The sequence below is a fragment of the Amycolatopsis sp. NPDC114505 genome (assembly GCF_055633615.1).
In genome coordinates, this window is record NZ_JBVKDV010000001.1 from 2,638,826 (window position 1) to 2,652,361 (window position 13,536).

13 protein-coding genes are annotated in these 13,536 nt (G+C 72.2%); 8 read left to right on the forward strand and 5 right to left on the reverse strand.

The genetic code is table 11. The annotated features are described in order from the left end of the window. Positions 1 to 9 precede the first annotated feature (9 nt). From ACZ7OU_RS13180 to ACZ7OU_RS13190, 3 genes are read left to right on the forward strand one after another with little or no spacing between them, the layout of a single operon-like run. Entirely contained in the window at positions 10 to 1,062 is a 1,053-nt protein-coding gene (locus ACZ7OU_RS13180) for a thiamine ABC transporter substrate-binding protein (RefSeq protein WP_470255193.1), read from the forward strand. Continuing rightward, the gene (locus ACZ7OU_RS13185; RefSeq protein WP_470255194.1) at positions 1,038 to 2,663 is read left to right on the forward strand and encodes an ABC transporter permease; all 1,626 of its coding nucleotides are present in this window, start codon (positions 1,038 to 1,040) and stop codon (positions 2,661 to 2,663) included. The genes ACZ7OU_RS13180 and ACZ7OU_RS13185 overlap by 25 nt, the downstream gene beginning before the upstream one ends. After that, complete coding sequence (locus ACZ7OU_RS13190) at positions 2,663 to 3,670, forward strand: ABC transporter ATP-binding protein (RefSeq protein ID WP_470255195.1); 1,008 nt, start codon at positions 2,663 to 2,665, stop codon at positions 3,668 to 3,670. The genes ACZ7OU_RS13185 and ACZ7OU_RS13190 overlap by 1 nt, the downstream gene beginning before the upstream one ends. 18 nt (positions 3,671 to 3,688) lie before the next feature. Here ACZ7OU_RS13190 and ACZ7OU_RS13195 read toward each other — a convergent pair whose 3' ends face one another. Genes ACZ7OU_RS13195 through ACZ7OU_RS13205 form a run of 3 tightly spaced genes read right to left on the reverse strand, consistent with a single transcriptional unit; the run spans position 3,689 to position 6,641 of the window. Then, positions 3,689 to 4,567, reverse strand: a complete 879-nt coding sequence (locus ACZ7OU_RS13195; RefSeq protein WP_470255196.1) for an ABC transporter permease — start codon at positions 4,565 to 4,567, stop codon at positions 3,689 to 3,691. Then, the gene (locus ACZ7OU_RS13200) at positions 4,564 to 5,550 is read right to left on the reverse strand and encodes an ABC transporter ATP-binding protein (protein ID WP_470241691.1); all 987 of its coding nucleotides are present in this window, start codon (positions 5,548 to 5,550) and stop codon (positions 4,564 to 4,566) included. The genes ACZ7OU_RS13195 and ACZ7OU_RS13200 overlap by 4 nt, the downstream gene beginning before the upstream one ends. Further along, positions 5,547 to 6,641, reverse strand: a complete 1,095-nt coding sequence (locus ACZ7OU_RS13205; protein ID WP_470241690.1) for a LolA family protein — start codon at positions 6,639 to 6,641, stop codon at positions 5,547 to 5,549. Before ACZ7OU_RS13205 ends, ACZ7OU_RS13200 begins: the two co-directional genes overlap by 4 nt. 148 nt (positions 6,642 to 6,789) lie before the next feature. Between ACZ7OU_RS13205 and ACZ7OU_RS13210 the strand changes: the two genes are divergently transcribed. From ACZ7OU_RS13210 to ACZ7OU_RS13220, 3 genes are all read left to right on the forward strand, one after another. After that, positions 6,790 to 7,506 carry a response regulator transcription factor gene (locus tag ACZ7OU_RS13210; protein WP_470255197.1) on the forward strand — a complete coding sequence of 239 codons (717 nt, stop codon included), beginning with the start codon at positions 6,790 to 6,792 and terminating at the stop codon, positions 7,504 to 7,506. Then, positions 7,503 to 8,825 (forward strand): sensor histidine kinase, encoded by a 1,323-nt coding sequence (locus tag ACZ7OU_RS13215; protein WP_470255198.1) that lies wholly within the window; start codon positions 7,503 to 7,505, stop codon positions 8,823 to 8,825. Before ACZ7OU_RS13210 ends, ACZ7OU_RS13215 begins: the two co-directional genes overlap by 4 nt. Positions 8,826 to 9,261: 436 nt before the next feature. Then, positions 9,262 to 9,651 carry a (deoxy)nucleoside triphosphate pyrophosphohydrolase gene (locus ACZ7OU_RS13220; protein WP_470242416.1) on the forward strand — a complete coding sequence of 130 codons (390 nt, stop codon included), beginning with the start codon at positions 9,262 to 9,264 and terminating at the stop codon, positions 9,649 to 9,651. On the opposite strand, the gene trpS is transcribed toward ACZ7OU_RS13220, so the two are convergent. Then, positions 9,644 to 10,609 carry a tryptophan--tRNA ligase gene (gene trpS / locus ACZ7OU_RS13225; RefSeq protein WP_470255199.1) on the reverse strand — a complete coding sequence of 322 codons (966 nt, stop codon included), beginning with the start codon at positions 10,607 to 10,609 and terminating at the stop codon, positions 9,644 to 9,646. The genes ACZ7OU_RS13220 and trpS overlap by 8 nt on opposite strands. Positions 10,610 to 10,823: 214 nt before the next feature. Here trpS and ACZ7OU_RS13230 point away from each other — a divergent pair, with 214 nt between their 5' ends. After that, positions 10,824 to 11,123 (forward strand): YciI family protein, encoded by a 300-nt coding sequence (locus ACZ7OU_RS13230; protein ID WP_470241686.1) that lies wholly within the window; start codon positions 10,824 to 10,826, stop codon positions 11,121 to 11,123. 1 nt (position 11,124) lies between these two features. Here the strand turns inward: ACZ7OU_RS13230 and ACZ7OU_RS13235 are convergent, their stop codons facing one another. Then, the gene (locus ACZ7OU_RS13235; RefSeq protein WP_020641186.1) at positions 11,125 to 11,274 is read right to left on the reverse strand and encodes a hypothetical protein; all 150 of its coding nucleotides are present in this window, start codon (positions 11,272 to 11,274) and stop codon (positions 11,125 to 11,127) included. 192 nt (positions 11,275 to 11,466) lie between these two features. On the opposite strand from ACZ7OU_RS13235, the gene typA reads away from it, so the two are divergent. Next, positions 11,467 to 13,392 (forward strand): translational GTPase TypA, encoded by a 1,926-nt coding sequence (typA, locus tag ACZ7OU_RS13240; RefSeq protein WP_470241685.1) that lies wholly within the window; start codon positions 11,467 to 11,469, stop codon positions 13,390 to 13,392. Positions 13,393 to 13,536 lie beyond the last annotated feature (144 nt).

The following is a 13,536-nucleotide window of genomic DNA, read 5'->3' on the forward strand; positions in this document are numbered from 1 at the left end:
GAGGGGTAGATGAAACGCAGGGCTGTGCGCGCCGCGACGGCCATCGCCGTCGTCAGCGCCGTCGCCGCGGGGTGCTCGCTGTCGGACGGTGACGGTGCCACGCAGCAGACGCCCACCGTCACCCTCGTGACGCACGACTCCTTCCTGGCGCCGCAGGAGGTGCTCGACGCCTTCCAGAAGCAGTCGGGCATCAAGGTCTCCGTGCTCAAGCAGGGCGACGCCGGCTCGCTGACCAACAAGCTCGTGCTGACGAAGGCCAACCCGATCGGCGACGTCGCGTACGGCGTCGACTCGACCTTCGCTTCGCGCGCGCTCAAGGAAGGCGTCTTCGAGCCGTACACCAGCCCGGAGGCCGACCGAGGGCCGCAGCGCTACGCCGTCGACCCCGAGCACCGGCTGTCCGCGGTCGACGTCGGCGACGTCTGCGTCAACGTCGACACGAACTACTTCACGAGCAAGGGCATCGCGGCACCGGCGTCGTACGACGACCTGGCCGACCCGAAGTACAAGGACCTGCTGGTCGCTGAGGACCCGGCGACGGCGTCGCCCGGGCTCGCGTTCCTCCTCGGCACCATCGCGAAGTACGGCGAGGCCGGCTGGAAGGACTACTGGACGAAGCTGAAGGTCAACGGTCTCAAGGTCGTCAGCGGCTGGGAAGAGGCCTACACCAAGGACTTCTCCGGCTCGTCCGGCAAGGGCCCGCGCCCGATCGTGGTCTCGTACGCCTCTTCGCCGGCGGCGGAGGTCGGCGACGACGGCAAGCCGCGCACCAAGGCGCTGCTCGACACCTGCTACCGGCAGGTCGAGTACGCGGGCGTGCTGGCGAACGGCAAGCAGGCCGAGAGCGCGCGCAAGGTCGTCGACTTCCTGCTCTCCCAGCAGTTCCAGGCGACGGTGGCGGCCAACATGTACGTCTACCCCGCGCGCCAGGGCGTCGACCTGCCCGCGGGCTGGGCGCAGGTCGCGCCGCTGCCGCAGAAGCCGCAGGCGCTGACGGCGGACCAGGTCCAGGCCGGACGCGAGAAGTGGATCGGCGAATGGCGCACGCTCGTGCAGTCGTAGCCCCGCCAAGGACGCCCCGCGGCCTCGGCCTGGCGCTGCTGGGTCTGGTCCCGATCGGCTTCCTGGTGGTGTTCTTCGCGTGGCCGGTGCTGGCGATCATCGGCCGCGGGTTCGCCGCGGGCGGCCTCGACGTCGTCCTCGGCGACGCGCGGACCTGGCAACTCGCCGCGTTCACGGTCGGCAGCGCGGCGGCGTCGACCGTCGTCGCGGTGCTCGCCGGGCTGCCGGTGGCGTTCCTGCTGGCCCGGGTGAAACTGCCCGGCGTCGGCCTCGCGCGGACGCTGGTGCTGGTGCCGTTCGTGCTGCCGACCGTCGTCGTCGGCCTGGCGTTCCGGGCGCTGTGGCCGGACGGCGGCGTGCTGCCGATCGTGCTGGCCAACGCGTTCTTCAACGTCGCCGTCGTCGCGCGGACCGTCGCCGGGCTCTGGGCCCGGCTGGATTCGCGCACGACCGACGCCGCCCGCGCGCTGGGCGCGTCACCGTGGCGGGCCTTCCGCTCGGTGACGCTGCCCGCGCTGGCGCCGGCGATCGCGTCCGCCGCGGCCGTCGTGTTCCTGTTCTGCGCCACCAGCTTCGGGGTGGTCCTCATCCTCGGCGGCGCGAAGTACCGGACCCTCGAAACCGAGATCTACCTGCGGACCGTCGACCTCCTCGATCTCTCCGGCGCGGCGGCGCTGTCGCTGATCCAGTTCGCGGCCGTGGTCGCCAGCCTGGTCCTCGGCGGGCTGGCCCGGCGGCGCAAGGACGGCGCCAGGATCGGCGTCGGCACGTCCCGGCGCCCGCGCGGCGGCGAGTGGCCGGTGGTCAGTGCCGCGGGTGTCGTGCTGGCCCTGCTGCTGACGCCGATCGTCGCGCTGCTCGTCGAGTCGGTCTCCACTTCCGACGGCTGGAGCTTCGCCGGTTATCGAGCGTTAACAAGCACCGGGGAGAAGGGCGCACTGCAGGTGTCCGGCTGGGACGCGGCGGTGAACTCGCTGAAGGTGGCGATCGACGCGACGCTGCTCGCGATGGTCGTCGGCGTGCTCGCGTCGGTGGTGCTCGTCGCGCTGCGCCGGTCGCCCGCGAAGGCCGCTCGCGGCGTGGGCGAGACCATGGACGCCGTGCTGATGCTGCCGCTCGGGGTGTCCGCGGTGACCGTCGGGTTCGGCTACCTCGTGACGCTCGACGCGCTGCCCGGCGACCTCCGGACGTCGCCTTACCTGGTCCCGCTGGCCCAGGCGCTGGTGATCATCCCGCTGATCGTGCGGATGGTGCTGCCGGTGCTGCGCTCGGTCGATGTCCGATTGCGGCAGGCGGCGTCGACGCTCGGCGCGAGCCCGCTGCGCGTGTGGCGGGAGATCGACCTGCCGCTGACGCTGCGGCCGCTCGTCGCCGCGGCCGGGTTCGGGTTCGTCGTGGCCCTTGGCGAGTTCGGCGCGACGAGCTTCCTCGCCCGGCCGACGTCGCCGACGCTGCCGGTCGCGATCGCGTCGCTGATGGGACGGCCGGGGGAGCTGAACAACCAGATGGCGTACGCCGCGTGCGCGCTGCTGATGCTCGTGACGGTGCTGGCGGTCGCGTTGATCGACCGGCTGGGACGCGGCCGGGTGGGAGAGTTCTGATGGCGCTGTCGGTGCGGGACCTGACCGTCCACTACGGATCGTTCGCCGCGGTGCGCGACGCGCGGCTCGACATCGCCGACGGCGAGGTGCTGGCCCTGCTCGGCCCGTCCGGCTCGGGGAAGTCGACGCTGCTGCGCGCGATCACCGGGCTGGAGCCCTCGGCCCGCGGCTCGGTGAGCTGGGACGGCGACGACCTCGGCGCGGTGCCGGTGCACCGGCGCGGGTTCGGGCTGGTGTTCCAGGACGGCCAGTTGTTCGGCCACCGCGACGTCGCCGCGAACATCGCGTTCGGCCTGCGGATGCACGGCGTACCCCGCGCGCAGTGGGCCCCGCGCGTCGCGGAGCTGCTGGCGCTGGTCGGCCTCTCCGGCTTCGAAAAGCGCCGGGTGACGGAGTTGTCGGGCGGCCAGGCTCAGCGGGTGGCGCTGGCCCGGGCGCTGGCGCCGAAGCCGCGCCTGCTGCTGCTGGACGAGCCACTGTCCGGTTTGGACGCCGGCTTGCGCGAGCAGCTGGCCATCGACCTGGCGGACCTGTTGCGCCGCAGCAAGATCACGGCGTTGCTGGTCACGCACGACCAGGAGGAGGCGTTCACGCTGGCCGACCGGGTCGCGGTGCTCGACGCCGGCGAGGTCCGCCAGGAGGGCGCGGTCCGGCGCGTGTGGCGCAGCCCGGCGGACGACGACGTGGCCCGGTTCCTCGGCGTGACGACGTTCGTGGACGGCGTCGTGGCCGGCGGGGTCGTGCACACCGAGCTGGGAGACGTCGCGCTGCCGGACGTCGACGACGGCCCGGTGCGGCTCGGGCTGCGGCCGCACGCACTGCGGGTGGCTACCGAAGGCGTGGCGGGCGAGGTCGTCGCGGCGGTGCACCGGCGCGAGCACGTCCGGCTCGTCGTCAAGCTCGAGGAATCCACAGTGGACGCCGTCGCGCCCGCCGCGTCGGACCTGCGGGCGGGCGACTCCGTGAAGCTGGAGTTCGACCCGGACGGCGTCGCGCTGGTGGGCTGACGACGCCGTCCGGGAGACTCAGCCGTCGCGAGTGGACAGTCGCGCGTAGGCCAGCGACAGGCCGATCACGATGTAGCAGGCCGCGCGCAAAGCGCCTTCGCCCAGCATCTGGGCGCCCATCGGGTCCTGCAGGACCTCCGCCGGGGCCACCGACCAGTCCTTCGTCAGCAGGAACGGGTGCAGCCAGTCCAGCGACGTCAGGAAACCGAGGATCGTGAACACGATGTCGGCCGCCAGCACCGACGCCACCACCAGCATCGGGTGCTCGGTCCAGCTGGAGATCGCCAGCGCCACCGCGCCGACCGCCCACAGCTGGAGCACCACCCAGCCCGCCATCAGCAGGATCCGGGCCAGCGCGCCGCCCAGCGTCAACGTCGTGCCCGAGAGCGTGAACAGCGAGTCCGTGCCGTTGATGATCAGCCCGGTCACCACGCCCGTCACGCACATCGCCAGCACCGAGACCACCGACACCGTCGCGACGCCGAACGCCTTCACCGCGAGCAACCGGCCCCGCCCGACCGGCGCGATCAGCCAGCCGCGCAGGGTTCCGTGCGCCGTCTCGCCCGCGATCGCGTCCGCGCCCGCCATCGCCGAGGCCAGCGGCAGGAGCAGCGCCAGTGACAGCACGACCGCCGCGATCGGCAGCACGAACGCGTTGTTGACGGCGGAGGCCAGCAGTGCGCCGCCGCCGTCGTCCGGGCCGCCGCCGTTCGCCGCGTTATCGTCGACCAGCGTCAGGCCGATGCCGATGATCACCGGGATCAGCGCGAGGAGCCCGAGCACGGCCAGCGTCCGCGGCCGCCGGAAGATCCAGCGCAGCTCCGCGGCGAGCAGGCGGGTCAGCGGCACCGTGTCGTGGCCCGTGCGGGCCGCCGGTGCTTCCAGGACGGCGGTCATCCCGATCCCTCCACAGTGGACTCCGTCAGCCGGGCGAACAGGTCTTCCAGCCCGGTGCGGGCCCGCGTCGCCTCGTGGACCGCGACCCCCGCGCCCACCAGGACCTGCAGCACCCGCGGCGCTTCCGCCGCCGTGAGGTCGGCCCGGACGCCGTCCGGGGTGAGCCGGACGCCGATCCGGTGCTCCCGCAGCACTTCCACGGCCTGTTCCGCGTCGGGCGTGCGGACCAGCAGGGCCGCGTTCCCCGACTCCAGCAGCTCGGTCAGCTCGCCCTGCGCGACGACGTTGCCGGACTGCAGCACGGCGACGTGCGTGCACGTCGCCTCCACCTCGGCCAGCAGGTGCGACGACACCAGCACGGTGACGCCGGAAGCGTGCAGCTCGGCGACGATCCTGCGGATCTCCCTGGTACCCGCAGGATCGAGGCCGTTGGTCGGCTCGTCGAGCACAACCATCTTCCGCGGCACGAGCAACGCCGAGGCGAGCCCGAGCCGCTGCTTCATGCCGAGCGAGTACCCCTTGTACCGCCGGCGCGCGGCGACGGTCAGCCCGACGCGCTCCAGCGCCGAGTCCACCGCCGCCGGGATCCCGGCCGACGCGAGCCGCGGTTCGGCCGCGGCGAAGCGCAGCAGGTTGTCGCGCCCGGAGAGGAACGGGTGGAAGCCCGGCCCCTCGACCAGCGCGCCGACGTCCGGCAGCGCGTGCGCGGCGGCGTCGGGCATCTTGCGCCCGAGCAGCTCGACCTCGCCTTCGGTCGGCCGGACCAGGCCGAGCAGCATCCGGATGGTGGTCGTCTTGCCCGAGCCGTTCGGCCCGAGCATCCCCACGACCGCACCTTCCGGGATGTCGAGGTCGACGTGGTCCACGGCGACGGTGCTGCCGTAGACCTTGCGCAGCCCCCGCGTGCGTGCCGCCAGGGGAACCGCCGGGGCGGACGCTTCCGAAGAAACGTCCGCCCCGGACTCCACAGTGGTGCTGGTCACTTCTGGCCCAGCGCTTCGTAGAGGACCTGCTCCGGCACCGCGCCGGCGGCGAACCGGCCGTCGTCGGTCAGCACCGCGGTGCCCACCTTCGTGGTGACGAGGTAGCCGCTGCCCCAGGTGCCGCTGACCTTCTTGGCGAAGCGCTCGAGCAGCGCCTTCGGGTCGGCGTTGCCGCGGCCCTCACGGCCGGACTGCTGCTTCGGCGCCGCGTTCAGCGCGTCGGCCGGGACCTTGCCCGTGACGACGGTGTCCCAGCCGTCGCCGACGACCTTGACGTTGTCCTTCGCCTGCTCGGCGAGGGCCTTGTCCTTGTCGTCCACCGTCGGCGTCTTCTCCTGCACCTTGGCGCCCTTCGGCGGGGTGAAGGTGAAGAGGTCGGCCGGCTGCTGCGTGAACTGGATCTCGCTGAACGCGACCTCGAGCGCCGGCGTCGACGTGCCGTTGCTCAGCACCGACACCCGTAGCGGCATCCGCGTCTGCGAGTCGACCGCGACGCGGATCTCGCGCAGCAGCGTCCGCTCGCTCGGCTTCGGCGTCAGCACCAGCTCGTAGGCCGGGCGGTCGGCGACGGTCGCCGTGCCGTCGACCGAAACCGTGCTGCTCTCGCGGACCTTCGCGAGCAGCTCGGTCGACGCGGTGATCGGGTCGGGCGTCTTCTCGCTGCCCGCGCCCTTCTGCTTGGCGACGTCGGCCGGGATCGTCACCTTCGTCGCGGTGTTCGTCTTGGAGCTGTAGTCCCAGACGGTCGTGCCGTCGTGGACCACGGTCTCCTGGCTGGCGCCCTGCGTGGCGGCCAGGCGGCTCTTGCCGGCGCCGTCGCTGAAGATGTGCGCCGAGTCGATGTTCAGCGCCGACGCCCCCGGCAGCGCGTTCCCCACCGACGGCAGGCCCAGGTCGTTGCTGATCTTGACCGTGCCGTCGAACGCGCCCGGCTTGGCCTTCATGACCGACTGGACCAGGTCCTCGGCGCTCACCTGCGGCAGCGCCGGCTTGTCGTCGGCGCTGGCCGGCATCGCGATGAACGCGAGCCCGCCCGCACCGAGCGCGGTGCCGACGACCGCGGCGGTGATGCCCTTCGTCTTCGGTTTCATGCGTCTCTCCCTGTGGTGTTCCCGAGCCCGAGTGTGCCCGGCTCCCTGGCTCCGACGCTTCCCTCTCGAGACTGAGATACCCCTGAAGGTTCTCCCTCTCCGGCTGAGATCGCGCTGAGAGCTGACGCACGACCTGCGGAAACCGGCCATGATGAACCTCGTGAAACCTCGGGTGCTGGTGGTCGACGACGAACCGGGCGTGCGGAAGGCACTGCAACGCGGGCTGCGCGCGGAGGGCATGGACGTGGTCACCGCCGCGGACGGCCCCACCGGGCTGCAGCTGGCGAGCACCGGCTCGTTCGACGTCGTGCTGCTCGACATCATGCTGCCGGGCCTGTCCGGCTACCGCGTGCTGGAGCGGCTGCGCAAGGACGGCGTCCTGACGCCGGTGCTGCTCGTCTCGGCCAAGGACGGCGAGGTCGACCAGGCTGACGGCCTCGACCTCGGCGCCGACGGCTACCTCGTCAAGCCGTTCTCCTTCGTCGTGCTGGTCGCGCAGGTCCGCGCGACCCTGCGCCGCGCCGGGCCGGAAGCGGGCCGGGGGACGCTGCGGCTCGGCGCACTGGCGGTCGACCGCGGGCTGCGGCAGGTGCACTGGAACGGAGAGGAGGTCGGGCTGAGCCCGCGCGAGTTCGCGCTGCTCGAGGTGCTCGTCGGCCGGGCGGGCACGGTCGTCACGAAGGACGAGCTGCTGCGCGCGGTCTGGGGCGAGGAGCAGGCCGTGACGCGCAACCTCGTCGAGGTCTACGTCGGATACGTGCGGCGCAAGCTGGACGCGGTCGGCGCCGGCGCGCTGCTGCGGACCGTGCGCGGGCACGGCTACCTGGCCTCCGACGCGCAGCTCGACGAGGTCATCACCCCGTGATCTCCTGGTGGCGGGGCCGGTCCCTGCAGGTCCGGATCACCGTGCTGGCCGCGACGATCACCCTGGGCTGCCTGCTCGGGCTGGCGGCTTTGGCGGCGGCGAAGCTGTCGCCGTTGCTCATCGACTCGGTCGACCGCGAGCTGTCCGGCGCGCTGGGCCCGGCGGGCGCCGAGGTGAGCGCCGGGCGGCCGCTGTCCGGCGCGGCGCCGGTGACGCTGCGGGTGCTGGACACCGCGGGCACGCCGGTCGACGGCGGTACCCCGACCGGCCTTACGCCGTACGACATCTCGACGCTCAAGGCCGGGCAGCCGGTCCAGCGCGATGGCGCGCGGTACCTGGCCACGGTCGTCAGCGCGCCGGACGGGTCGCAACGGCTGGTCGTCGCGGGTGCCGGCCTGGTCGGGTTCTCCGCCGCGGTGCACTACGGCGGCGTCTGGCTGGTGGTCGTCGCGTCGGTCGGGGCGCTGGTGGCGGGGCTCGCGACGTGGCTGGTGGTGCGGCTGTCGCTGCGGCCGGTGGCGCGCATGCGGGGTTCGGTCCGGGCGTTGCCGCCGGGGGCGCGGCTGGCGCTGCCGGACTCGCACGACGAGCTTCGCGCATTGGCGGAGGAGTTCAACGCGCTGATGGAGCGGCAGGAGCAGGCCAGCGACCGGCTCCGGCGGTTCACGGGCGACGCGGCGCACGAGCTTCGGTCGCCCGTCGCGTCCATCCGGGTGCAGGCCGAGGTGGCGGTGACGAACCCGGATCCGGAGCTGTCCCAGGAGACGCTGTCGGACATCTTGACGGAGGCCGAGCGGCTGTCGTCGCTGCTGGACGGGCTGCTGTCGCTGGCCCGGTCGGACGCGGGGGAGGTGCCGCCGGCTTCGCCCGTCGAGCTGGTCAGCGAGGTGCGCGCGGCGGTGGCGCGGCTCCCGGCGGGGGCGCCGGAGACGCGGGTGAGCAACGCGGTCGCCCAGGCCTGGGCGTCGTCCGCGCACGCCGAGGTGGAGCTGGTGCTCGACAACCTGCTGCGCAACGCGTGCCGTTATGCGCGCGGCGAGATCGTGGTGTCGGTGCTGGCGTCGAGGTCGTCGGTGCGGGTGGTGGTCGACGACGACGGCCCGGGCATCGCACCAGAGCACCGCGAGAAGGTGTTCGACCGCTTCTACCGGATCGCGGACGACCGGGCCCGGTCGTCGGGCGGGACGGGTCTGGGGCTGGCGATGGTGGCGGAGACGGTCCGCCGGCGCGGCGGCCGCGTCCAGGTGGGGGAGTCGCCGGACGGCGGAGCGCGGTTCGTGGTCGTCTGGCGCGCGGCCGCGGCCGGCGAGGCCGGCTGAGAGTCCCGGGTGCTCGGCAGTTGCCGGGTTGCCGGGTTGCCCACAGCCTCGCCGTGATGTGGACAACCGGGCACCGGCGGCGATCTTCGAGCGGGTTTCGTCGGACCGCCCCGATACGCTGGAGCGGGGCGGACCCCCAGGGCGGGTGGGCCCTGCTCGGCGGCGGCCCTGCTCGGCGGCGGCCCTGCTCGGCGGCGCGCTGCTCGGCGGCAGCGCGCGGGGAACGATCGCCGGGCGCGGCGCGTGGGGGACGGTCGCCGGGCGCGGCGCGTGGGGGACGGTCGCCGGGCGCGGCGCGTGGGGAACGGTCGCCGGGCGCGGCGCGTGGGGAACGATTGCCGGGCGCGGCGCGTGGGGAACGATCGCCGGGCGCGGCGCGTGGGGAACGGTCGCCGGGCGCGGCCCGCGGCGGGGCTTCCGGGTAGATTCCGGGGCTGTGAACGGTGTGATCGTGGGTGCTGCCCTGGTGCGGGATGGGAAGCTGCTCGCGCAGCAGCGGGCCTGGCCGCCGAAGCACACCGGGCAGTGGGAACTGCCCGGTGGCCGGGTCGAGGAGGGCGAGTCCGAGTCCTTCGCACTCGCCCGCGAGTGCAGCGAGGAGCTGGACGTCGTCATCGAGGTCGGGACGCGCGTCGGTCACGACGTGCCGCTGCCCGGCGAGAAGGTCCTCCGCATCTACGCCGCGAAGCTCGTCTCGCCCGGTGAAGAGCCGCGGGCCGTCGAGCACCGAGCCGTGCGGTGGCTCGGGCCCGACGACCTCGACGGTCTCGACTGGCTGCCCGCCGACCGGATCCTGCTCCCGGCCCTGCACGCGCTGCTCAGTTAGCGCCGATCATCCGCAACGCCGCGTCGAGCCGGTGCGAGCCGCGCTCCCGGGCGCGCTCCGCGCCCGCCTTGCGGACCCGGTCCAGCTCCGCGACGTCGTCGAGCAGCGTTAACGCTCGTTCACGCAGCGGGCGCAGCTCCTCGATCACCGCGTCCGCGACGGCGTCCTTCACCGCGCCGTAAGACGAGAACTCCGCCGCCAGGTCGGCCGGCGAGCCGCCCCGGCACGCGGCCAGGATCTCCAGCAGGTTCGCCATCCCCGGGCGGGTTTCCGGGTCGTGCGCCGGGACCGATTCGCCGTCGGTGACCGCGCGGCGGATCTTGCGGCGGATCTGGTCGGGCTCGTCGAGCGCGAACACCACGCCCACCGCGTCCCGCGTCGACTTCGACATCTTGCGCGCCGGGTCGGCGAGGTCCTTCACCCGCGCTCCCGCGGGCGGGAGCACCGCCCTGGGAATCGTGAACACGTCGCCGTAGGTGCCGTTGAACCGCTTGGCCAGCGTCCGCGTCAGCTCGACGTGCTGGCGCTGGTCCTCGCCGACCGGCACCTCGTCCGCGCCCTGCAGCAGGATGTCCGCGGCCATCAGCGCCGGATACGTCAGCAGCGACAGCCGCACGCCGGCCTGCCCCTTGGACTTCTCCTTGAACTGGATCATCCGCGCGGCCTCGCCGTAGTTGCAGGTGCACTCCAGGACCCAGGTCAGCGCGCCCAGCTCGCGGGCCAGGTCGGACTGGACGAACACCCGCTCGGGGTCGATCCCGGCGGCGATCAGCACGGCGAGCTGCTCCCTCGCCAGTGATCGGAGTTTCGCCGGGTTGTGCGGGTTCGTCATGCCGTGCAGGTCGGCGACGAAGTACAGGTCGTCCGCGCCGCCCTCGCGCGCCCAGCGGCGGACGGCACCGAGGTAGTTGCCGAGGTGGACGTGACCGGAGGGCGTGATGCCGGACAGCTTGCTCACGGGGGTTCCTTTCCGAGGGGGACCACCCCGGAGAAGGCATGAAAAAGGCCGCCCGTCCGGGGCGGCCGCTGGTGATCAGCGCAGGACTAGACGGCCGCCTGGGGCGGCCACCAGCTGGACGTCTGCGCGTGCATGCGGCGAGCATAGCCGACGTCCGTCACCACTCGGTATCGTCCGGACGCGGGAACGGGCTCGCGGGTCTACCGTCTTAACCATGTATGTCGTCCTGCTGAACTACACGGCTCCGATCGAGGAAATCGACTACGCGCTCCCGGACCACGTCGAGTGGCTGAACAAGCAGTACGAACACGGCCACTTCCTGGCGTCCGGGCGGCGGAACCCGCGCACCGGCGGCGTCATCATCACGCGCCCGCTGAACCGCGGGAAGCTCGACGCCATCCTGGCGTCCGACCCGTTCTGCGTGCGGCGCCTCGCCCAGTACGAGGTCATCGAGTTCTCGCCGACCAAGACCGCTCCGGAGCTGCGGCTGCTCAACGAAGCGGTCACGCACTGAGCTAGGCGGCGAGGTCCAGCTTGGCCTTCTTGAGGGCGAGCACCGGGCACTTCTTGCAGCGCGGCTTCGACCGGCAGCACTTCTTCTTGACCTTGCCGGCCTTCATCAGCTTGCGCACGACCTTTCGCGGGTCGTCCGGCTTCTTGCCCACGCGCACGCTCCCTCGAATCGGCGACTCAACCGGTTTCCCACGTTAGGTGAGGCTAACCGATTGGGGGGCGTGGGGCCGCTCACAATGGGGCGACAGGTATCCTTGGTGAGGTCCGCGTGTGACCAAAGCCGGTCACAGGATGCCGAACGGGCTTACGCGGCCACCCACCCCTTGAAGTTCAGGAGTCTTCGCGTGCCCGCAGCCAGCGCTACCGTCGAAACCGGCCGGCCGACCGGTAAGACCCGGCCCGACCTGCGCAACGTCGCGATCGTCGCCCACGTCGACCACGGCAAGACGACCCTCGTCGACGCGATGCTGCGCCAGTCCGGCGCCTTCGCCGACCGGGCCGAGCTCGTCGACCGGGTGATGGACTCCGGGGAGCTGGAGCGCGAAAAAGGCATCACGATCCTCGCGAAGAACACCTCGATCCACCGCCAGACGCCCGAGGGCCAGGTGACGATCAACGTCATCGACACCCCCGGCCACGCCGACTTCGGCGGCGAGGTCGAGCGCGGCCTGGCCATGGTCGACGGCGTCGTCCTGCTGGTCGACGCCAGCGAGGGCCCGCTCCCGCAGACCCGCTTCGTGCTGCGCAAGGCCCTCGAAGCCGGCCTGCCGGTGATCCTGCTGGTCAACAAGACCGACCGCCCGGACGCCCGGATCGCCGAGGTCGTCGAGGAGACCCACGACCTGCTGCTCGAGCTGGCCAGCGACATCGAGGACGCCGACCACGACGCGATCCTCGACCTCCCGGTCGTCTACGCCTCCGCGCGCGCCGGCAAGGCGAGCCTGGAGCAGCCCGCCGACGGCGAGATCCCCGAGAGCGAGAACCTCGACCCGCTGTTCGACACGCTGCTCCGGCACGTGCCGCCGCCCGCCGCCGACCTCGACGCGCCGCTGCAGGCGCTGGTCACCAACCTCGACGCGTCGAACTTCCTCGGCCGCATCGCGCTGATCCGCATCCACGCCGGCAAGCTCCGCAAGGGCCAGACCGTGGCCTGGATGCGCGAAGACGGCAGCGTGCAGAACGTCCGCATCTCCGAGCTGCTGGTCACCGAGGCGCTCACCCGCGTCCCGGCGACCGAGGCCAGCGCCGGTGAGCTCGTCGCCATCGCCGGCATCCCCGAGATCACCATCGGCGACACCCTCGCCGACTCCGAGACGCCGGTGGCGCTGCCCCGGATCACCGTCGACGAGCCCGCCATCTCGATGACCATCGGCGTCAACACCTCGCCGCTGGCGGGGCGCAACGGCGGCGACAAGGTCACCGCGCGGCTGGTCAAGGCCCGCCTCGACCAGGAGCTGATCGGCAACGTCTCGATCCGCGTCCTGCCGACCGAGCGCCCCGACACCTGGGAGGTCCAGGGCCGTGGCGAGCTGGCGCTGGCGATCCTCGTCGAGCAGATGCGGCGCGAGGGCTTCGAGCTGACCGTCGGCAAGCCGCAGGTGGTCCTGCGCACGATCGACGGCAAGCTGCACGAGCCGTTCGAGCGCCTCTACATCGACTCGCCGGAGGAGCACCTCGGCGCGATCACCCAGCTCCTGGCCGCCCGCAAGGGCCGCATGGAGGACATGAGCGGCAACGGCACCGGCCGGATCAAGCTGGAGTACGTGCTCCCGTCGCGCGGCCTGATCAGCTTCCGCACCGACTTCCTCACCGAGACCCGCGGCACCGGCATCGCGAACCACGTGTTCGAGGGCTACTTCCCGTGGGCGGGCGAGATCCGCACCCGCCACAGCGGCTCCCTGGTCGCCGACCGCACCGGCCCGGTCACCGCGTACGCGATGATCCAGCTGGCCGACCGCGGCACGTTCTTCGTCGAGCCGGGCGCCGACGTCTACGAGGGCATGGTCGTGGGCGAGAACCCGCGCTTCGAGGACCTCGACATCAACATCACCAAGGAGAAGAAGCTGACGAACATGCGTCAGTCCTCCGCCGACGTGATGGAGACGCTGGCCCGCCCGCGCAAGATGGGCCTGGAAGAGGCGCTGGAGTTCTGCTCGGTCGACGAGTGCGTCGAGGTCGCGCCCGAGGTCGTCCGGGTCCGCAAGGTCACCCTGGACATCAACACCCGGGCGAAGGAGCGTTCGCGCGCGAAGAGCCGCGACAACAGCTGAATCGGTCGAAAATCGCGTAAAAACCTCCCGGCGTACCGCGCCGGGAGGTTTTTGTATTGCCTGCCGGTCACCCTGGGTGGATAATCGGCCGACGCGAAGTCACGAATTCCGTTGTTCTTCTCCTTATATCTTTATAGGGGCTTT